An 18,334-nucleotide genomic window follows, 5' to 3' on the forward strand; every position below is an offset into this window, starting at 1 on the left:
GAAAGACGGGCGCGGTGCTTCAAGCAAGGCGCGCCGCAATCCACACGCGGCCGGCGCGCGCGGCACCGGCAAGGCAGATCGTTGCCAGCAATCGACGGTCTTTGCTACCGTCGGGCAACCGGGCGGACGGCCCGGACAAGATCCCTGCACGGCCTCGTCCCGTGATGGGACCACGTAGGGAGGACGATCATGCGCTTCACAAGGTCCGCTTGCACCCTCATCGCGTCGGCGGCCGTCGTCCTCGGCGCGGCCGCTGCGGGCGCGCAGGAGCACACGCTGCGCATCCAGACGCACCACTCGGCGGAGTCCACCGTCGGCGAGGCGGCGGCGCAGTTCTTCGACGACGTCGAGACGATGTCGGGCGGGCGCATCGTCTTCGAGCCGTTCTACTCCTCCTCCGTGGTCAAGTCGGTGGAGACGTTCGACGCGGTGCTGAACGGCATCCTCGACGCCGACCTCACCGCCGGCAGCTACCAGACCGGCAAGGACACCGCGTTCCAGTTCGTCGGCGACCCCATGGGGGGCTACGACACGCCCTGGCAGCTCTACGCCTTCGTCTACGTCGGCGGCGGCCTCGAGGAGGCGCGAGAGCTCTACGCCTCGTTCGGCATGCACCTCGTCGGCTTCCACATCGCCGCGTCCGAGTCGCTCGCTTCGACGCGGCCGCTCGCGGGCGTCGCCGACCTCCAAGGCTTCAAGTTCCGCTCGCCGCCCGGCATGGAGACGATGATCTTCGCCAAGCTCGGCGCCTCGCCCATCGTGATGGACTTCACCGAGGTCTTCACCGCGCTCGAGGCGGGCCTCATCGAGGGCGCGGACATGGCGAACCTCGACGTCAACCGGTCGGCTGGGCTGCACGACGTCGCCAAGCATGCGACCTACCCTGGCTTCCACTCCACCCCTGCCAACCACTTCGCCATCCGTCAGGACGTGTGGGACGCGATGTCCGAGGACCTGCAGCGCATCGTCGAGGTGGGGCACCAGAAGTTCGCCTTCCGCCTCACCCTGACCGGCTCGGTCGCCACCGAGGAGGCAGCGCGGCAGCTCGAGGCCGAGGGCGTCACCCTGCACGACTGGTCCGTGGAGGACCGCGCAGCCTACCGGAAGGCCGCACTCGCCTCGTGGGACGAGTTCGCCGACAGCGACGCCGCCCGCGAGCTCGTCCAAATGCACAAGGACTTCATCGAGGTGATCGGGCTGGCGGGCGCCGAGTAGGCCGCGGCCATCGCACAAGGGGCCCTGCAGGCATGAGCGCACCGGAGGGTGTGGCCCCTGGGCTGCCCACCATCGAGCCGATGCGCATTGAGCGCGCGGAGACGTTCCTCGTCGAGATCCCCTTCGAGCTGAAGGGGTCGGGCGTCGGCATCATGCCGACGACATGGAACAGCCTCGACTTCGCGCTGGTGCGCCTCACCGACGATCGCGGCAACGTCGGCTGGGGCGAGGGCTTCGGCTACCAGGTCGCGGCCGCCACACGGCTCCTGATGGAGCGCCTCGTGCTGCCGACCCTCGTCGGCGAGGTGGTGGACGACATCGCGGCCTGGAACCTCACCGCCCAGCGCATGACGCACCTGTTCGGCCGCTTCGGCGGCACGGTGTTCGCGATCGGCGGCGTCGACATCGCGCTGTGGGACCTCGCCGCGCGCCGCGCCGGTTTACCCCTCGCCGAGCTCCTGTCGGACGCGCCGCTGGCATCGGCATCGCTCCCGTTCTACGGCTCGCTCGTGCGCTACGGCGAGGACGCGCTGGTGCGCGAGGCCGTCGCGCGGTCGCAGGACGAGGGCTTTGCGCGCATCAAGCTGCACGAGGTCGAGGTGCCGCTGATCCTAGCGGCACGGGAGACGGCGCCCGATGCCTCAATCGCGGCGGACATCAACTGTGCCTGGTCGGCCGAGTTCGTGGACGAGCATCGGGACGACCTCGTCGGCGCGCGCCTCGAGTGGCTCGAGGAGCCGGTGTTTCCGCCCGAGGACTTCGCGGCGCTCGCGGCGATGCGCGGCGGCCCGTTTCCCATCGCGGCGGGCGAGAACCTGTCGACGGCCCGCCAATGCGCGCAGATGCTGTCGGCCGGGGCCGTCGACGTCTTCCAGCCGAGCCCCACCAAGGTCGGCGGGTTGTCCGAGACGTGGCGCGCGCTCGACATGGGCGCCCACCACGGCGTCCGGCTGTGCCCGCACACGCCGTACTTCGGGCCAGGGATGCACGTGGCGCTGCACATGGCGGCGGCGCGGTCCGACGTCGAGGCGCTGGAGTGGCTGTTCGTCGACCCCGAGGCTTGGATCACGGACGTGCCGGGGCTGCGGACCGGCGACACCGTCCGCGTGCCGGACGGCCCTGGCATCGGCTTCGAGCCGGACATGGCCGTCATCGAGCGCTACGCCGCGCGGCGGTGAAGCCGACCTAAAGCTCCAAGCCCGTCGCGGGCTACAGACGAAAGATCTCAACGTCGACCGACGTGTCCCCCGTCGTCGAGGCCCGCACGATCGCGCCGTTGAACTTCAACCTGTCATGACGCTGGTGTGTTGCCGCGCGCGGTCGGCGGGCCCGTCCTCTCGCTGATGGGCAGGTCAGGCCGAGACGCGGTGGCATCGTCGCCCGACGCCGGTCGCGGACGCTGCTCGCCGGCCGTGCGTGTGGACGGCGCTGCTGGAACGCGCTTACCTCGCACCAACAATGAGTGTCGTGAGGGAGGGGACCGTGGACGCTGGCAACACAGGCCGCCGCGGGCGGATGACGATCACCGATCAAGAGGCCCTGGAGTTCCACGCCCGCGGCCGCCCTGGCAAGCTCGAGATCACGCCGACGAAGCCGATGGCGACGCAGCGCGACCTCTCCCTCGCCTACTCGCCCGGCGTCGCCGTCCCCGTCCGCGCCATCGCCGAGGAGCCTGACCGCGCGTTCGACTACACGACGCGCGGCAACGTCGTCGCCGTGATCTCGAACGGCTCGGCGATCCTGGGGCTCGGCAACCTCGGCGCCCTCGCCTCCAAGCCCGTGATGGAGGGCAAGGCCGTCCTCTTCAAGCGCTTTGCCGACATCGACGGCATTGACATCGAGGTGGACACCCAGGACGTCGACGCGTTCATCAACGCGGTGCGCTACCTCGGCCCCTCCTTCGGCGGGATCAACCTCGAGGACATCAAGGCGCCGGACTGCTTCATCATCGAGAGCCAGCTGCGCGAGATGATGGACATCCCGGTGTTCCACGACGACCAGCATGGCACCGCGATCATCGCAGCGGCCGGGCTGATCAACGCGGCGCACCTCACGGGACGTGACGTCGCGTCCATGAAGATCGTGTGCAACGGGGCGGGCGCCGCCGGCATCGCGTGCGTCGAGCTCGTCAAGGCGATGGGCGTGCCCCACGACAACGTGATCCTGTGCGACACCAAGGGGCCGATCTTTGCCGGTCGTGAGGAGGGCATGAACCAGTGGAAGTCGGCCCACGCCGCGAACACTCCCGCGCGCACGTTGGCCGAGGCGCTCGACGGCGCGGACGTCTTCCTCGGCGTGTCGGTGAAGGGCGCGATGACCCACGAGATGGTGCGCTCCATGGCGCCCAACCCCATCATCTTCGCCATGGCGAACCCTGATCCGGAGGTGACGCCCGAGGAGGTCGCCGAGATCCGCGACGACGCCATCGTCGCCACCGGCCGGTCGGACTACCCGAACCAGGTCAACAACGTGCTGGGCTTCCCCTACATCTTCCGCGGCGCGCTCGACGTGCGAGCGACCGCGATCAACGAGCCGATGAAGGTCGCCGCCGCCGAGGCGCTCGCTGCCCTCGCGCGCGAGGACGTGCCCGACGACGTCGCCGCCGCCTACCAGGGCAACCGGCCGCGCTTCGGCCGCGAGTACATCATCCCCGTTCCGTTCGACCCGCGGCTCATCTCCACCGTCCCGCCTGCGGTGGCGAGGGCGGCGATGGAGACCGGCGTCGCGCGCCGCCCCATCGAGGACATGGAGCGCTACGCTAACGAGCTGTCGGCGCGGCGCGACCCGGTCGCAGGCTCCCTATCGCGCATCTTCACCAAGGTGCGGCAGAACCCGCGGCGCGTCGTGTTCGCGGAGGGGGAGGAGGAGGCGGTGATCCGCGCAGCCGCCTCGTTCGTGAACCAGGAGCTCGGGACCGCTGTCCTCATCGGCCGCGAGGAGACCGTGCGCGAGCAGGCGTTCAACGCAGGCATCGAGATCCGCCCAGGCCTCGAGATCGCCAACGCGCGGCTGTCGAAGCGCAACACCGAGTACGCGCAGTTCCTCTACGCCAAGCTGCAGCGCCGCGGCCACCTGATGCGCGACTGCGTGCGCATGATCAACCAGGATCGCAACTACTTCGGCGCGACGATGGTGGCGCTCGGCGATGCGGACGCGCTGGTGACGGGGGTGACGCGCAACTACGCCGTGGCGCTCGAGACGGTGAAGCTCGTGATCCCGACGAAGCCGGGGCACAAGATCATCGGCGTCTCGCTGGTCTTGGCGCGCGGACGCTCCGTGCTCGTCGCCGACACGGCGGTGACGGACGACCCCTCGGCGGAGGACCTTGCCGACATCGCCGAGGAGGTGGCGCGGATGGCCCGGCGGCTCGGCTACGAGCCGCGCGTCGCGCTGCTCGCGGCGGCGACGTTCGGCAACCCGCCGGGCGAGCGCGCGACGCGGGTGCGCGAGGCCGTCGGCATCCTCAATCGCCGACGGGTGGACTTCGAGTTCGACGGCGAGATGGCGGCAGACGTGGCGCTCAACCCTGTGCTGATGGCCGCCTACCCGTTCTGCCGGCTGTCGGGTCCGGCGAACGTCCTCCTGATGCCGTCGGTCCACGCCGCCTCGATCGCGACGAAGGTGGCGCAGGAGCTCGGCGGCTCGACGGTGCTCGGCCCGATCCTGGTGGGCCTCGACAAGGCCGTGCAGATCGTCCCCTTCGGCGCCCGCGACACCGACATCGTCAACATGGCCGCCATCGCCAGCTTCGGGGTGAACTGAGGACCCGTGCCGATCCCGGACTTTCAGACGTTGATGCTGCCGGTGCTTAGGGCCGCAGCGAACGGTCCCGTGCGGATCAAGGACATCGTGGGGCCACTCGCAGCTCAATTCAGCCTGTCGGAGGAGGAACGCCAGGAGATGCTGCCGAGTGGGCGCCAAGCGGTCCTGCACAACAGGGTGCATTGGGCGAAGTTCCACCTGTCGAAGGCCGGCCTTGTCGAAAGCCCGTCACGCGGGCTCGTCGTGGCGTCCGCTGCCGGACGCTCCGCCCTCCAAGAGGAGCGCGAGCGGATCGACATGGCGTTCCTCATGCGCTTTCCGATCTACGCGGCGTTCATGCAGAACAATCGCGGGACGTCAGAGGCGTCGCTGGCCACGTCGACGGCCGATCTGCCAGGGCAGACGATCCCGCCCCTCGAGCAGCTCGACAGGGCTGACGAGGCTCTCCGAAGCGCCGTGCGGGCCGATCTCCTTGACCGCGTCCGTGTTGTGGATCCGAAGTTCTTCGAACAGCTCATCATCGATCTGCTTGTGGCGATGGGTTACGGCGGCTCCCACGACAATGCCGCGCAGCGCATCGGTGGCACCGGCGACGGCGGCATCGATGGCACGATCGATGAGGACCGGCTCGGTTTGGATCGGATCTACATTCAGGCGAAACGCTACAATGGCGCCTCCGTGAGCGCCAATGAGGTGCGTAGCTTCGTCGGGTCGCTGGAAACAAAGGGAGCGTCGAAGGGTGTGTTTGTCACGACCTCGACGTTCACAACGTCCGCGAAGGACGTCGTCCAGCAAGTTCGAAGCAAATCGATCAAGCTGATCGATGGCGAAGAGCTGACGCGGCTGATGATAGAGTACCGTGTCGGTGTAGTAACGACGCGACAGTTGTCTGTGTTTACGGTTGACGAGAACTACTTCGCTTCAGACGATTGACCTGCGCACCGCCGCGTCAGGTTTGGTACTTTCCTCTCGCGCAGCACCATCGCTCGGTGCGGGTGTTGCCGGCCAGTTCCCGGCCCCCGGCTGCTAGATGCATCGTCCAGACAGCATTGGCGCTGTTGGCGCCCCCAGCTCTGGTTCGCGCTGGCTGCTTCATGACGACCTTTCCGATCGACGTACAATAAACTCTGCACCTCGCTGATCGTACAAGCCTGCCTGAGCAATATACATTGTTCGAGTTCTACACCATCAACTTACATTAGACGAACTCAATAGATCTACAACATTAGAATGGTTATTCGTTGACAACACCCAATACATCTAAGCATTTTGCTGCGGTCTCGCAGATGGAGAAACAGCAAATGTCGTCGATCAACGAAGCGGCCGGGCACTCGGTCATCTCGCCGGTGCTCGGGGCGTTCCTCGCCATGCTCCTGCTCTGGCCGGGGGTGGCCGGAGCGCAGGGCGAGGACATGGCGCCGGACGAGCTCGTCGAGGCGCTGCGGTAGGGTGGCCTCGTCGCCTACGTGCGGCACGCCACGACCGAGACGGACTACGCCGACCAGGTCACCGCGGACCCGGACGACTGCTCGACGCAGCGCACCCTGAGCGAGGCGGGATGGCACGAGGCCCAGCGCATCGGCGCAGGGTTCCGCGACGCCGGCATCCCCGTCGGCGAGGTACTGTCCAGCGAGTACTGCCGCGCCTGGCAGACCGCGGACCTCGCGTTCGGCTCCTACGAGCGGACGGCGGTGCTCAACTTCGAGCCGGCGGAGGAGTACCCGGACGAGCAGGTGGCGGCCATGCGCGAGCGCGTGCTGCCGCTCCTCGCCGAGCCGGTCGAACAGGGGCCAACCGCGTGGTCGTCGGCCACGACGACCCGTTCGAGGCGGTCACCGGCATCTACCTGGAGCCCATGGGCGTCACCTACGTCCTGCGGCCGAGCGACGGCGCCGTCGAGGTGCTCGGCCACATCACGCCGGGCTACTGGGATCGGTGAGGCAGGCGGCGCAGCGTCAGGTAGCGCGGTATCCTCCCCTCGCGCAGCGCCTTCGCCTCGTAGCGCGTGCCGGGCCAGCCCTCCCAGGGATCGGCGGCGTCGCACTCCAGCGCGAAGGCGGGGTGGGCGGCGACGTGGGCGCGGGTCCAGTCGACGTAGGCCTGGATGTCCGAGGCGAGGCGGACCGTGCCGCCCGGGGCGACGACGCGGGCGAGGCGGTCGAGCCCATCCACCGAGATGAAACGCCGCTTCCAGTGGCGCTGCTTGTGCCACGGGTCGGGGTAGAGCACGTCGACCCGCGTCACCGAGGCCGACGGTAGCCATTCGAGCACGCGGCGCGCGTCGCCCATGTGGAGGCGCACGTTGGCGAGCCCCTCCGCCTCCACCGCCGCGGCGGTGCGCATCATGCCGGTCTCGAAGGGCTCGACGCCGATGAGGCCGACGTCGGGTGAGGTGCGGGCGTGGTGCAGGAGGTGCTCGCCCCCGCCGAAACCGACCTCCACGCGGACCTCGCGGTCGCCGAACAGCGCGGACAGGTCGGCGGGCGCCGCAAGGTCCAGCGCAAGGCGGTCGTAGGCCGGGTGCGGCCTGTGCCCGTGCACCCGGCGGCGGCCGTACAGCGCATCCACGGCGGCCTTCTGGGCGGACGGCGGCGGCAGCGCCTTCGCGAGGTGCACGCGCTCGACGGCGGACATCCCGGTGCGGTGCGTCTCGTGGTAGCCATGCGCTGCGTAGAACGCGAGGTTCGCCGGCAGCCGCGCGCTGGTGTAGAGCGTCATCCGATGCGCGCCTTGCCGCCGCGCCTCGCGCTCGGCCCGTGCGAGGAGCGCGCTGCCGACGCCGGTCCCCTGCGCATCGCGCACCACCGCGAGCACCTCGAGCTCGACGGTCCCCCCTCCACAACGGCGCAGGACCGCGCATCCGATGGGTCGCCCTGCCGCTTCCGCAAGGATCACGCGGCCGTCCCCAACCGCCTCGTCGGCATCGAGGGACAGGGGCTCCGGCGCGCGGCCGATCTCCGCCGCGCGTCCGGCGAAGGCGTCCGCGATGATGGGACGAACGAGCACGGCGTCGTCGCCGGAGGCGCGGCGGAAGGCAGGGGGTCGCCGACCCCGCTCACCCGAGCCGATGGCGGTCGAACCAGGCCCGCGGCTCATGTCCTGGTCCGCGCGTCGTGCGGTCGCCTCAGGAGTTGGCGCGCAGCGTCTCGGCAAGGTCGGTGCGCTCCCAGGAGAAGCCACCGTCGGCGTCCGGCTCGCGACCGAAGTGGCCGTAGGCGGCCGAGCGCTCGTAGATCGGCCGGTTGAGCTGGAGCGCCTGGCGGATGCCCCGCGGCGACAGGTCCATGGACTTGCCGATGGCGAGCTCGATGGCCTCGTCCGTCAGCCCGTCGTGGCAGGTGCCGAAGGTGTCGACGTAGATCGACAGCGGCTGCGAGATGCCGATGGCGTAGGCGAGCTGGATGACGCAGCGCTCCGCCATCTCCGCCGCAACGACGTTCTTGGCGAGGTAGCGAGCCGCGTAGGCCGCCGAGCGGTCCACCTTCGTCGGGTCCTTGCCGGAGAAGGCGCCGCCGCCGTGGGGCGCCGCGCCGCCGTAGGTGTCGACGATGATCTTGCGGCCGGTCAGCCCACAGTCCCCATCCGGCCCGCCGATCACGAACTTGCCGGTGGGGTTCACGTACCAGACGGTGGCCTCGTTGACCCACGCCACCGGCAGCACCTCGCGCACGATGGGTTCGACGACCTCGCGCACGTCGTCGGACGTCATCGCGCCGTCGAGGTGCTGCGTGGAGACCACGATGGAGGTGCAGGCCACGGGGACGCGGTTCTCGTAGCGCAGCGTTACTTGGCTCTTGGCGTCGGGTCCGAGCTGGGGCGCGGCGCCGGACCGCCGCGCGTCGGACATCGCCTTCAGGATCGCGTGGCTGTAGTGGATCGGCGCCGGCATGAGGACGGGCGTCTCGCGGCAGGCGTAGCCGAACATGATGCCCTGGTCGCCGGCACCCTCGTCCTTGTTGCCCGACGCGTCGACGCCCTGGGCGATCTCGGCGGACTGGGCGTGGAGGTGCACGGCGACGTCGGCAGTCCGCCAGTGGAAGCCGTCCTGCTCATAGCCGATGTCGCGGATCGCCTCGCGCGCCGCCGCCTCCACGCGCTCCGGCGTGATCGTGTCAGGTCCGCGCGTCTCCCCGGCGATGACGACGCGGTTGGTGGTGGCGAGCGTCTCGCACGCCACCCGCGCCTCCGGCATCTCACCGAGGAACAGGTCGACCACCGCGTCGCTGATGCGGTCGCAGACCTTGTCGGGGTGCCCCTCGGAGACGGACTCGCTGGAGAACAGGTAGGATTGCCGCGCCAAAGCCGTGACCTTCGTGAGGAGTGGATCGCCGATGGGCCGTGGGGTGGGCTGCCGTCCGACGACGCGTCCCGCCAGCATGCGCAAGGCACCACGCACCCAGCCATGTCAACCCCGGTCGAGAAGCTCTTGATGCCTCGAAGGAGGGCGCCGGACGCGCCGATCGACGCCCGCGGGTCCCGGACGCGCCGATCGACGCCCGCGGGTCGAGGCGTGGCGGGGCGCCCGGATGCGTTGGCGTTCAACCAAATCCGCCGAGGGCCGTCAACCTGCGCTCAGGATCTCTCCCTAGAGCGGCTGGCCGTCCGCGAGCGTCTCCACGAGGTCGATGATGCGGCGGCGGATCCTGGCGTCGGCGATGCGGCTGAACGCCTTGGCGAGCGCGTGGGCCTCGCCCGGCGACGACCGCGACAGCTCGAAGGCGACGCTCTGATCCTCCGCGAAGCCATAGTCGAACTCGCGCTCGGCGTGGCCGCCCGCGGCGACCGCCGCCTTCGCGTCCTCGAAGAAGTACGACACCGGGACCGTCAGGATCTGCGCGATCTCCTGGAGCCGGCTCGCGCCGATGCGGTTGGCGCCCTTCTCGTACTTCTGGACTTGCTGGAAGGTGACGCCAAGCTGATCGCCGAGCTTCTCCTGCGTCATGCCGACGACCGCGCGGCGCAGCTTCAACCGGCTGCCCACGTGGACGTCGATCGGGTTCGGTTGTTTCCGCGACACCATGGCCCCACGCTGTTCCATCACTTGCCTCACGCACCTTGTGCTGGTGACGTCACCTAAGGACTGTCCACCCTACTCGTGCGGGTTGAACTGCAGGCTAACCCACGCGGTTGCACCGTTTCAAGCATAAAGTGTTATCACGGGAGCTGCGCCGTGCGTGCATTACGGATGCCGTCGACGCTCCGGGCGCGCCGAACGCGTCCCCTGCGGTAGTATCTGGCAACCAGACCGAGCAGCAAGCCGGTCATCACGACGATTGGCGCACGCGGTGCTTGGTGATACACCGTGTGTACGGACTGCGGCACACGCACATCTAGCCTATCCCTCCGGTTGAGCTGGAGGTTGTCAGGCACGCGCCCGTACGCGTCGATCAGCGCCGAGATCCCCGTGTTCGCCGCCCGCACGATCGGTGTCCCCGCTTCGATCGCGCGCAGCACCGCCAGCTGCAGGTGCTGGTGCGGCCCGGGCGTGTCGCCGAACCACGCATCATTGGTCACGTTTACGATCCACGCCGCCGGTTGGATGACGCCAGCCTGCGGAAAGATCGCCTCGTAGCAGATGAGCGGCCGTGCCGGCGGCAACCCCGGGACGGCGAGCGTGGCGGTGGCCTCGCCCGGTGTGAAGTCCGCCGTGGCACCCGCGAGCGCCGTCAGTCCGAGCCGCTCGAGCAGCGGGGCGAACGGGACGTACTCGCCGAACGGGACGAGGTGCGCCTTGTCGTAGCGTCCCAGTGGGATGCCGTCGGGGCCGATGACGGCGATGCTGTTCGTCACCATGTCGCTGCCCGCGCCTCGCTCGACCTCGACCGTTCCGGTGATCAACGTGGAGCCGCCCAGCGCAGCGATGAGCTCCGCCTGCACCGCGCTCGGCGTGCGGTAGAGGAACGGCAGCGCGGTCTCCGGCCAGACGACGACGCCAGGCCGCGCCCCCTCCTCGGCCGGGGCCGCCGTCAGCGCTAGGAGGGTGCGCCAGATCTGTGGCGCGTGGGCCGGGTCCCACTTCTCGCGCTGCGGGATCGCCGGCTGGATGATGCGCACCCGCGGTCCGTCAGTCGCCGGCGCTTGGGCGAGGCGCACCGCGCCGCCCACGAAGACGAGCGCCGCGCCCGAGAGGATCGCTCCTGCCGCAAGGCGCCGCCCGCGCAGGAGGAGCACGGGGGCCGCGCCGAGGAGGACGACGAGGGGCGTCACCCCGGCGAGCCCCACCACCGACACGGCCTGGGCAAGCTCCAGCGAGCCGGAGAGCTGCACCGCCGGCACGTTCCACGGGAAGCCGGTGAACGCGAAGGAGCGTATCCATTCCGTGAGTCCCAGGGCGGCTGCGAAGCCGACCGCGTGCACGACCGGCCCTCCGCAGGCGAGCCCGGCGAGGGCCAGCGCCGCGCCATGGAACGGCGCCAGCACCAACGGCAGGCCGATCACCGCGAACGGCAACAAGGCGCCGTAGGTCGGCGCGTCGACCAGGAAGGCTGCGCCGATCCACCAAAGCCCTGCCAGGTGGTAGGCAAAGCCGAACGCGGCGCCGAGGACGGCCCGGGCGAGGAGGGGACGTCGCACCACGTCGTCGCTCGCCTCGGCGAGGGCGAGGAGTACGCCGTACGCGGCGACTGCCGGCAGGAGGTCGAGGGGCGGCAGGCTGAGCGCGAGCGCCGCCCCTGCCGCCAGCGCGGCGAGGATGCGCGCCGCAGGGCGCTGGCGAGCCGCGGCGACGCACCGGCAGACCATCACGAATGCCTCGAGAGAACCTTGCGTCCTCAGGGCGAGGCGGCTTCGGGGTCGGCGAGCGCCGCCACCGGACGGACCGTGACCTTGATGCGCTTGATGCGCCGAAGGTCCGCCTCGAGCACCTCGAACTCCATCCCAGGGAGCTGCTCGGAGGTGACGATCTCGCCGCGCACCGGGACCCGTCCCGTCAGCGCGAAGACGACGCCGCCCAGCGTGTCGACCTCGTGCATGAAGTCCGCCTGGGGGAAGGCGACGCCGCTCTCCTCCTCGAAGTCGTCCACCGCGACACGCGCGTCGGCAAGCCAGCTGCCATCCTCGCCACGGATCATGGTCGGCTCGTCCGGCCAGTCGTACTCGTCCTCGATGTCGCCGACGACGGTCTCGATGAGGTCCTCGAGCGAGACGAGGCCATCGGTGCCGCCGTACTCGTCCACCACGAGGGCGAGCTGGATGCGGTTGGCCTGCATGCGCACCATGAGGTCCATCGCCGGCATGGACGGCGGGACGAACAGGATCGGGCGCACGATGGTCATCTCGGCGAGGGGCCGCGACAGGTCCACAGAGCCGAGGCGGATGCCATCCCCATCCATGGCCTCTTGGGCGAGGCGGATCATGACGTCCTTGGCGTGCACGAAGCCCACCGGGTCGTCGAGCGTCTCGCGGTAGACCGGCAGGCGCGAGTGGCCCGCCTCGCGGAACGTCTTGATGAGGTCGCCGAGCGTGATGGTCTCGGCCACCGCGTCGATGTCGGCGCGAGGCACCATCACGTCGAGGATGCGCACGTCGCGCAGCGCGAGGATGTTCTGCAGCAGCCGCCGCTCCTCGGGGTTGAACATCGCCTCGGGGCCAGCGGCGTCGTCGACGAGCGCCTGGGCAAGGTTCTCGCGCAGGCTCTCGGTGGGCCGGAGCCCGAACACGGAGAGGATGCGGTCGTACCAGCGCTCCTCGACCGGGGGTGTGGGGGCGGCGACCGGACCGTTCGATCCGGCCGCATGGGGACTGTCTGCGTCGGCCATGGTCTCTTGGCGCCGCTTTGCGCCGGTTCAACTCCCCAGGTACGGATCGGCGATGCCGAGCCCGGACAACAGATCAACCTCAACGCGCTCCATCGCCTCGCGATCCGCCTCGTCCACGTGGTCGAAGCCGAGGAGGTGAAGGAGCCCGTGCAGCGTCAGATGGGTGACGTGGTCCGTCAAGGGAATGCCCCTTTCGCCCGCCTCTCGCTCCGCGGTGTCGTAGGAGAGCGCGATGCCGCCGAGGAAGGCCGTGCCGTCAGCGCAGCACGCCTCGCCCGACGGGAAGGCAAGGACGTTCGTCGGCCCGTCCCTGCCGCGCCACCGTCCGTTGAGCTCGGCGAGCGCCGGGTCGTCGGCGAGCAGGATGTCGAGGGTGCCGGCCGTGCCCGATGCGACGTCGGAGCGCGCGACGGCGCTGAGGACAACGTCCGCGATCGAGGCCGGCGCGAGGCTCGTCCAGCGCGGATCGACGATGCGCACGCTGGCCTCGATGGAGGGCGGGCCGGCCGTTACGTCCTCATCGACGACCTCGCTCACCGCGACCCGTCCCGTTGGGCGGTGTCGCGCTCGTATGCGGCGACGATGCGCGCCACGAGCTCGTGCCGCACCACGTCCTCGCCGCGGAAGCGCACGTGCGCGATGCCGCCGACGCCGGCGAGGATGCGCGAGGCCTCGTCGAGGCCGGACGGAACGCCCGGTGGCAGGTCCACCTGGGAGGGATCGCCGGTGATGATCATGCGCGAGCCCTCGCCGAGGCGGGTCAGGAACATCTTCATCTGCATGGCGGTCGTGTTCTGCGCCTCGTCGAGGATCGCCACGGCGTGGGTCAGCGTGCGTCCGCGCATGAAGGCGAGCGGCGCGATCTCGATCACGCCCTGCTGCAGCGCCCGGCTCACCTTGTCGCCCGGCATCATCTCGTAGAGCGCATCGTACAGCGGGCGCAGGTAGGGGTCGACCTTCTCCTCGAGCGTCCCAGGCAGGAAGCCGAGCCGCTCGCCCGCCTCGACCGCCGGACGCGACAGGATGATGCGCTCCACGAGCCCGCGCTCCAGGCACTGCGCGGCGTAGGCGACGGCGAGGAAGGTCTTGCCGGTGCCAGCCGGGCCGACGCCGAACACCATCTCGTTCTCCTCCATGGCGCGGATGTAGTTGTTCTGGGTCGGCGATCGCGCCTCGACGGTCTTCCTTCGCGTGGCGATGGAGGCGACGGACCGTGGCCCGTCGATGGAGGGCAGCGAGAGCTGGCGGTCCTTGGCCCGGGCCATGCGCACCGCGCCGTCGACGTCCGCGACGCGGATGTCGTGACCCTTCTTCAGCCGTTGGTAAAGGTGCTGCAGCGCGATCTTCGCCTGGGCGCAGCCCTCCCCCGAGCCCTGGATTGAGACCTCGTTGCCGCGCGCGGACGCCGTGACGTCAAGCCGCGACTCAAGGATGGCGAGATGCTGGTCGAACTGGCCGAACAGGTCGCTGGCAAGCCGGTTGTCGTCGAAGGCGAGGGTCACGGTCTCGACCTCGGACGGCATCGTCAAGCCGCTTCACTCCGCTCCACGATCGCACCGAACAGGCTGTTGCCCTCGGCGGTGGCGACGTCGACGTCGACGGTCGCGCCGATCGCGCCGACCTCGGCCCGGACGTGAACCGGCTGCAGGTACGGCGAGCGGCCGACGAGCTGCCCCGCGCGCCGCCCCGGCTTCTCGAGGAGGACGGGCAGGCGGCGGCCGACGCACGCCTCGTTGAACGCGCGCTGCTGCGAGGCGAGCGCCCCTTGGAGGCGCCGCAGCCGCACCGACGCGACCTCGGGCGGGACCTGGTCCGGACGGCCAGCTGCAGGGGTCCCAGGGCGCGGCGAGTACTTAAAGGAGTAGGCCGCCGCGTAGCCGACCTCGGCGACGAGGGCCATCGTCGCCTCGAAGTCCTCCTCCGTCTCGCCGGGGAAGCCGACGATGAAGTCGCCCGACAGGGCAAGGTCCGGCCTGGCACGCCGGATGCGCGCGATCAGCCCCACGTAGTGCGCCGCGGTGTGGCACCGATTCATCGCCTTCAGCACACGATCCGAGCCCGACTGCACCGGCAGGTGGAGGTAGGGCATCAGCTTGGGCTCGTCGGCGAACGCGGCGACGAGGTCGTCGGACATGTCGTTCGGGTGGCTCGTCGTGAAGCGAATACGCTCCAGGCCGTCGACCTCAGCGAGGCACCCGACGAGCTCGGCCAGCGAAGCCGTGCCGCCCGTGCCGTCCGACCCGTGGTAGGCGTTGACGTTCTGCCCGAGCAGCGTGACCTCGCGCACCCCAGCGTCGACGAGCCTGCGGGCCTCCTCGAGGACTTGGGCCACCGGACGCGACACCTCCGCACCGCGCGTGTAAGGCACCACGCAAAACGCGCAGAACTTGTCGCACCCCTCCTGCACGGTGAGGAACGCGGTGACCCCTCGGGCCGCGATCGCCCGGCGCGAGGGGGCCGGCAGGTGGTCGAACTTGTCCTCGTCAAGGTCCGTGTCGACGGGCTTCTCGCCCCGCGCCGCGCCTGCGATGAGGGCGGGCAGCCGGTGGTAGGCTTGGGGGCCGACCACGAAGTCGACGCGCGGCTGGCGGCGGACGATCTCCTCGCCCTCCGCCTGGGCGACGCAGCCCGCGACCCCGATCATCGTCGGCGCGCCGGACGCGCCCACCGCGCCCTTCAGGCGGCCGAGCTCGGAGTACACCTTCTCGGCGGCCTTCTCGCGGATGTGGCAGGTGTTGAGCACGATGAGGTCGGCGCCGTCCGCCTCGTCGACGATGGCGTAGCCGGCGGCACGAAGCTGGTCGGCCATGCGCGTGGCATCGTAGACGTTCATCTGGCAGCCGTAGCTCTTGATGAAGGCGCGCTTGTCCATGACCCTCCTACGCGGGCTCGTGCGCCGCGGCCGGGTCGCGCGCGCCCCGCGTCAGCCGTCCGGCGGTCGCCTCGCCCACCATGCGGCGCACCGCCGCCTCCGCCGCCCCCGCGACGCGCTTGCGGTCCGCGCCGTCCGCCAACGCCAGCGGCTCGCCGAAGGCGACGTCCACGTCGATCACCCCGTGCCTCAGCACCCACCACAGGTGGGGCGCCATGTCCATGTCGCCGTACCATGCAAGGCGCGGTTTGTGGAACCGGCCGATGGGCAGGCCGTCGAGCTGGGTGTAGTTGATGGCGAGGGGCTGGATCGTGGCGTCGCCGCCGGCGGCCGCCACCGCACGCGCTCCGGCTCCGACAAGGGCGGTGCGGAACGGCAGGACGTGGGTGCCGTTCGAGCTCGTCCCCTCCGCGAACAGGACGAGGACGTCCCCCTCGGCGAGGCGAGCGGCGATCCGCGACGCGACGTCGCCGGTCCTCGCGCGCCGGTCGCGCTCCACGAACACCGAACGCTGAAGCTTGGCGAACACGCCGAACACCGGCCACGTCGCCACCTCGGACTTCGCGATGAACGACAGCGGGACGATGGAGCCGAGCACGGTGATGTCGAGCCAGGAGACGTGGTTGGCCGTGACGAGCAGCGGCCGCGCCGCGCTCAGCGTCCCATGCCGATGGACCCGCACGCCGGTGATGCGCGTCGCGGCCTTGTGCCACCATAGCGGCAGCACGCGCGCCGCCGCTCGCCAGCGCACGCCGAGGGCGAGGAGCTGGCACGGGATGAGGACGAGCGAGACGGCGCCGAGGGCCGCGATGGCGATGACGGCGCGCAGTGTCGACATCAGCGCCGGGCCTTCGCGCTCGGGGCGGTGCTGAGGAGCGGCTGGTCGAAGGCGAGCTGCATGGTGAGCGCCTTCTGCCGTTTGCCATTGCTCGCAGCGTAGTAGTCCGGCCGCTCGCCGACGGCGACGAAGCCGGCGCTGCGGTAGAGCGCGAGGGCGCCCGCGTTGTTGGGGTCGACCTCGAGGAACACCCGGCGGACGCGCTCGGCGTAGAGGTGGCGCAGCGCCGCGTCGAGGAGCTTGCGCCCGACCCCGCCGCGGCGCTGGCGCGGCAGCACCGCCATCGTCAGCACCTCCGCCTCGTCGGCCGCACGGCGCACGGTGATGAAGCCGATGGGCCGGCGGCTCGCGGTGCCGGCGGCTCGCCGCGCGACGAACGTCGCGACCCCAGGCGCCTCGCCGAGCGCGGCCATCTCGTCGGCGGACCAGGGCACGACGAACGAGGACGCGTGGATCTCCTCCAGCGTGTCGAAGTCGCTCGGGCGGACCGCATCGACGATCCGCGGCGCGCTGAACAGGCCGATCACGTGACAGTGCCGTCCGTCCCCATGGACGAAGTTGGCCACAACACTCACGCGCGCACCAGGGCCTTCTGCTGCGGCAGTCTCGCGTCGACGGGGGCGAGGTAGACGGGCACCGGCGCCCTCCCGTGGGACGGCCCCGACGCCAGCTCTGCGAGCACACCGGCGTCGAGGTCCTCGACCACCTCGCCGGCTCCGAGCGCCGCGACGGCGCTGGCCGGACCGACGATTGCGGCGCCCGCCTCACGTGCCCGCTCGAGCGCCTCTGCGGCCGGCAGGCGCGCCATCAGCGGCTCTCGGCCCTCACCCTGATCGAGGCGCGCGAAGACGGCTCCGTGCCGCGCGTCGATCGCCGCGAGCACGGGCGGATCCGCCGCGGCGGCGAGAACCTCGAGCGTCGTCACGCCGACCGCGGGGACGCCCAGCGCGAACGCCACCCCCTTGGCGAAGGCCACTCCGACGCGCACCCCGGTGAACGAGCCGGGCCCCGTGCTGACCGCGACGCGCGACACGTCGGCGTAGGCCGCGCCGGCGTGCGCGAGCGCGGCCGCCGCGTGCTCGACGATCGCCTCGGCGTCCCCACGCGCGGGCGTCGCACGGCGCGCAAGCACCGTGCCGTCGTCCCGCACCACGGCGGCCTGACAGGTGCCCAGCGCGGTATCGACGACGAGGACGAGGCTCACGCGACGGGCCGGACCTCTCGCACCTCGGGCACGAAGTGCCGCAACAGGTTCTGGATGCCCATCTGCAGGGTCATCGTCGAGGACGGGCAGCCCGCGCAGGCGCCGCGCATCGACAGGTGAACCACGCCGTCGCGGTAGGAGCGGAACACGATGTCGCCGCCGTCGTTCGCGACGGCCGGCCGCACGCGCTCGTCGAGGATCTCCTTGATCATCGCCACGGTCGCGGCGTCCTCCTCGAGGAACTCCTCGCCCTCCGGCTCGGCCGCCTCGACGGCGCCGTCGATCACGACGGGGTCACCCGACAGGTAGTGCTCCATGATCGCACCGAGCACCGCTGGCTTCAGGTGCGGCCACGGCGTCGCGTCCTTGGAGACCGATATGAAGTCGGCACCAAGGAAGACCCCCGTCACGCCGTCCACGGCGAACAGGCGCTGGGCGAGCGGCGAGCCGGATGCCGTCCCGCCGTCTCGGTAGTCCGCCACGCCGTCCTCCATCACGGTCCTGCCGGGCAGGAACTTCAGCGTCTCGGGGTTGGGCGTCGGTTCGGTCTGGATGAACATTGTCGTCTCCCCAGGCGGTTCAAGGCCGCCGCGAAGTGGTCCGTGGGACATAAGCGCGTCGGGCGGGTCGGGCAACGCCGCTTGGCGCGCGACGCGACGGCTCCAACTGAGGCGCGTGGCGCCGCA

18 protein-coding genes are annotated in these 18,334 nt (G+C 70.4%); 6 read left to right on the forward strand and 12 right to left on the reverse strand.

The window, feature by feature from the left end; genetic code table 11:
• Positions 1 to 189 precede the first annotated feature (189 nt).
• The 6 genes from dctP (at position 190) to ACOOE8_RS04070 (ending at position 6,916) form a co-directional block, all read left to right on the forward strand.
• Positions 190 to 1,215 carry a TRAP transporter substrate-binding protein DctP gene (gene dctP, locus ACOOE8_RS04045; protein WP_420393581.1) on the forward strand — a complete coding sequence of 342 codons (1,026 nt, stop codon included), beginning with the start codon at positions 190 to 192 and terminating at the stop codon, positions 1,213 to 1,215.
• Between the two features lie 32 nt (positions 1,216 to 1,247).
• Positions 1,248 to 2,393, forward strand: a complete 1,146-nt coding sequence (locus ACOOE8_RS04050; RefSeq protein ID WP_420393582.1) for a mandelate racemase/muconate lactonizing enzyme family protein — start codon at positions 1,248 to 1,250, stop codon at positions 2,391 to 2,393.
• Between the two features lie 337 nt (positions 2,394 to 2,730).
• Positions 2,731 to 4,977 (forward strand): NADP-dependent malic enzyme, encoded by a 2,247-nt coding sequence (locus tag ACOOE8_RS04055; RefSeq protein ID WP_420394623.1) that lies wholly within the window; start codon positions 2,731 to 2,733, stop codon positions 4,975 to 4,977.
• Between the two features lie 6 nt (positions 4,978 to 4,983).
• A complete protein-coding gene (locus ACOOE8_RS04060) occupies positions 4,984 to 5,910 on the forward strand; it encodes a restriction endonuclease (RefSeq protein WP_420393583.1) in 927 nt (308 codons plus the stop codon).
• Positions 5,911 to 6,278: 368 nt separating this feature from the next.
• The gene (locus ACOOE8_RS04065) at positions 6,279 to 6,425 is read left to right on the forward strand and encodes a hypothetical protein (protein ID WP_420393584.1); all 147 of its coding nucleotides are present in this window, start codon (positions 6,279 to 6,281) and stop codon (positions 6,423 to 6,425) included.
• Between the two features lie 350 nt (positions 6,426 to 6,775).
• Positions 6,776 to 6,916 (forward strand): hypothetical protein, encoded by a 141-nt coding sequence (locus ACOOE8_RS04070; RefSeq protein ID WP_420393585.1) that lies wholly within the window; start codon positions 6,776 to 6,778, stop codon positions 6,914 to 6,916.
• Here ACOOE8_RS04070 and ACOOE8_RS04075 read toward each other — a convergent pair.
• From ACOOE8_RS04075 to ACOOE8_RS04130, 12 genes are all read right to left on the reverse strand, one after another.
• Entirely contained in the window at positions 6,901 to 8,073 is a 1,173-nt protein-coding gene (locus tag ACOOE8_RS04075) for a GNAT family N-acetyltransferase (protein ID WP_420393586.1), read from the reverse strand. The genes ACOOE8_RS04070 and ACOOE8_RS04075 overlap by 16 nt on opposite strands.
• A gap of 28 nt (positions 8,074 to 8,101) precedes the next feature.
• On the reverse strand, positions 8,102 to 9,277 hold the full coding sequence (gene metK, locus ACOOE8_RS04080) for a methionine adenosyltransferase (RefSeq protein ID WP_420394624.1): 1,176 nt from the start codon (positions 9,275 to 9,277) through the stop codon (positions 8,102 to 8,104).
• A 285-nt stretch (positions 9,278 to 9,562) separates the two neighbouring features.
• On the reverse strand, positions 9,563 to 10,015 hold the full coding sequence (locus ACOOE8_RS04085; protein ID WP_420393587.1) for a helix-turn-helix domain-containing protein: 453 nt from the start codon (positions 10,013 to 10,015) through the stop codon (positions 9,563 to 9,565).
• Positions 10,016 to 10,131: 116 nt separating this feature from the next.
• Positions 10,132 to 11,718: an apolipoprotein N-acyltransferase gene (gene lnt / locus ACOOE8_RS04090; RefSeq protein ID WP_420394625.1), complete on the reverse strand. Its 1,587-nt coding sequence runs from the start codon at positions 11,716 to 11,718 to the stop codon at positions 10,132 to 10,134.
• A gap of 29 nt (positions 11,719 to 11,747) precedes the next feature.
• The gene (locus ACOOE8_RS04095) at positions 11,748 to 12,734 is read right to left on the reverse strand and encodes a hemolysin family protein (protein ID WP_420393588.1); all 987 of its coding nucleotides are present in this window, start codon (positions 12,732 to 12,734) and stop codon (positions 11,748 to 11,750) included.
• Between the two features lie 27 nt (positions 12,735 to 12,761).
• A complete protein-coding gene (gene ybeY / locus ACOOE8_RS04100; protein ID WP_420393589.1) occupies positions 12,762 to 13,271 on the reverse strand; it encodes an rRNA maturation RNase YbeY in 510 nt (169 codons plus the stop codon).
• Complete coding sequence (locus tag ACOOE8_RS04105; RefSeq protein WP_420394626.1) at positions 13,268 to 14,257, reverse strand: PhoH family protein; 990 nt, start codon at positions 14,255 to 14,257, stop codon at positions 13,268 to 13,270. The genes ybeY and ACOOE8_RS04105 overlap by 4 nt, the downstream gene beginning before the upstream one ends.
• Positions 14,258 to 14,259: 2 nt before the next feature.
• A complete protein-coding gene (gene miaB / locus ACOOE8_RS04110) occupies positions 14,260 to 15,606 on the reverse strand; it encodes a tRNA (N6-isopentenyl adenosine(37)-C2)-methylthiotransferase MiaB (protein WP_420393590.1) in 1,347 nt (448 codons plus the stop codon).
• A gap of 7 nt (positions 15,607 to 15,613) precedes the next feature.
• Positions 15,614 to 16,444 (reverse strand): lysophospholipid acyltransferase family protein, encoded by an 831-nt coding sequence (locus tag ACOOE8_RS04115; RefSeq protein ID WP_420393591.1) that lies wholly within the window; start codon positions 16,442 to 16,444, stop codon positions 15,614 to 15,616.
• A complete protein-coding gene (locus ACOOE8_RS04120) occupies positions 16,444 to 17,019 on the reverse strand; it encodes a GNAT family N-acetyltransferase (protein WP_420393592.1) in 576 nt (191 codons plus the stop codon). The genes ACOOE8_RS04115 and ACOOE8_RS04120 overlap by 1 nt, the downstream gene beginning before the upstream one ends.
• Positions 17,016 to 17,648: a tRNA (adenosine(37)-N6)-threonylcarbamoyltransferase complex dimerization subunit type 1 TsaB gene (gene tsaB / locus ACOOE8_RS04125; RefSeq protein WP_420393593.1), complete on the reverse strand. Its 633-nt coding sequence runs from the start codon at positions 17,646 to 17,648 to the stop codon at positions 17,016 to 17,018. The genes ACOOE8_RS04120 and tsaB overlap by 4 nt, the downstream gene beginning before the upstream one ends.
• Positions 17,645 to 18,208, reverse strand: a complete 564-nt coding sequence (locus ACOOE8_RS04130) for a NifU family protein (protein ID WP_420393594.1) — start codon at positions 18,206 to 18,208, stop codon at positions 17,645 to 17,647. The genes tsaB and ACOOE8_RS04130 overlap by 4 nt, the downstream gene beginning before the upstream one ends.
• Positions 18,209 to 18,334: the final 126 nt, after the last annotated feature.

This window comes from Acuticoccus sp., assembly GCF_965213555.1.
GTDB lineage: Bacteria > Pseudomonadota > Alphaproteobacteria > Rhizobiales > Amorphaceae > Acuticoccus.

What these genes read in the sequence shown, in the direction of transcription:
- dctP (WP_420393581.1), top strand. Translation starts at nt 190, where the DNA reads ATGCGCTTCACAAGGTCCGCTTGCACCCTCATCGCGTCGGCGGCCGTC.
- ACOOE8_RS04050 (WP_420393582.1), top strand. Translation starts at nt 1,248, where the DNA reads ATGAGCGCACCGGAGGGTGTGGCCCCTGGGCTGCCCACCATCGAGCCG.
- ACOOE8_RS04055 (WP_420394623.1), top strand. Translation starts at nt 2,731, where the DNA reads ATGACGATCACCGATCAAGAGGCCCTGGAGTTCCACGCCCGCGGCCGC.
- ACOOE8_RS04065 (WP_420393584.1), top strand. Translation starts at nt 6,279, where the DNA reads ATGTCGTCGATCAACGAAGCGGCCGGGCACTCGGTCATCTCGCCGGTG.
- ACOOE8_RS04075 (WP_420393586.1), bottom strand. Translation starts at nt 8,073, where the DNA reads ATGAGCCGCGGGCCTGGTTCGACCGCCATCGGCTCGGGTGAGCGGGGT.
- ACOOE8_RS04085 (WP_420393587.1), bottom strand. Translation starts at nt 10,015, where the DNA reads ATGGAACAGCGTGGGGCCATGGTGTCGCGGAAACAACCGAACCCGATC.
- lnt (WP_420394625.1), bottom strand. Translation starts at nt 11,718, where the DNA reads ATGGTCTGCCGGTGCGTCGCCGCGGCTCGCCAGCGCCCTGCGGCGCGC.
- ACOOE8_RS04095 (WP_420393588.1), bottom strand. Translation starts at nt 12,734, where the DNA reads ATGGCCGACGCAGACAGTCCCCATGCGGCCGGATCGAACGGTCCGGTC.
- ACOOE8_RS04105 (WP_420394626.1), bottom strand. Translation starts at nt 14,257, where the DNA reads ATGCCGTCCGAGGTCGAGACCGTGACCCTCGCCTTCGACGACAACCGG.
- miaB (WP_420393590.1), bottom strand. Translation starts at nt 15,606, where the DNA reads ATGGACAAGCGCGCCTTCATCAAGAGCTACGGCTGCCAGATGAACGTC.
- ACOOE8_RS04115 (WP_420393591.1), bottom strand. Translation starts at nt 16,444, where the DNA reads ATGTCGACACTGCGCGCCGTCATCGCCATCGCGGCCCTCGGCGCCGTC.
- ACOOE8_RS04130 (WP_420393594.1), bottom strand. Translation starts at nt 18,208, where the DNA reads ATGTTCATCCAGACCGAACCGACGCCCAACCCCGAGACGCTGAAGTTC.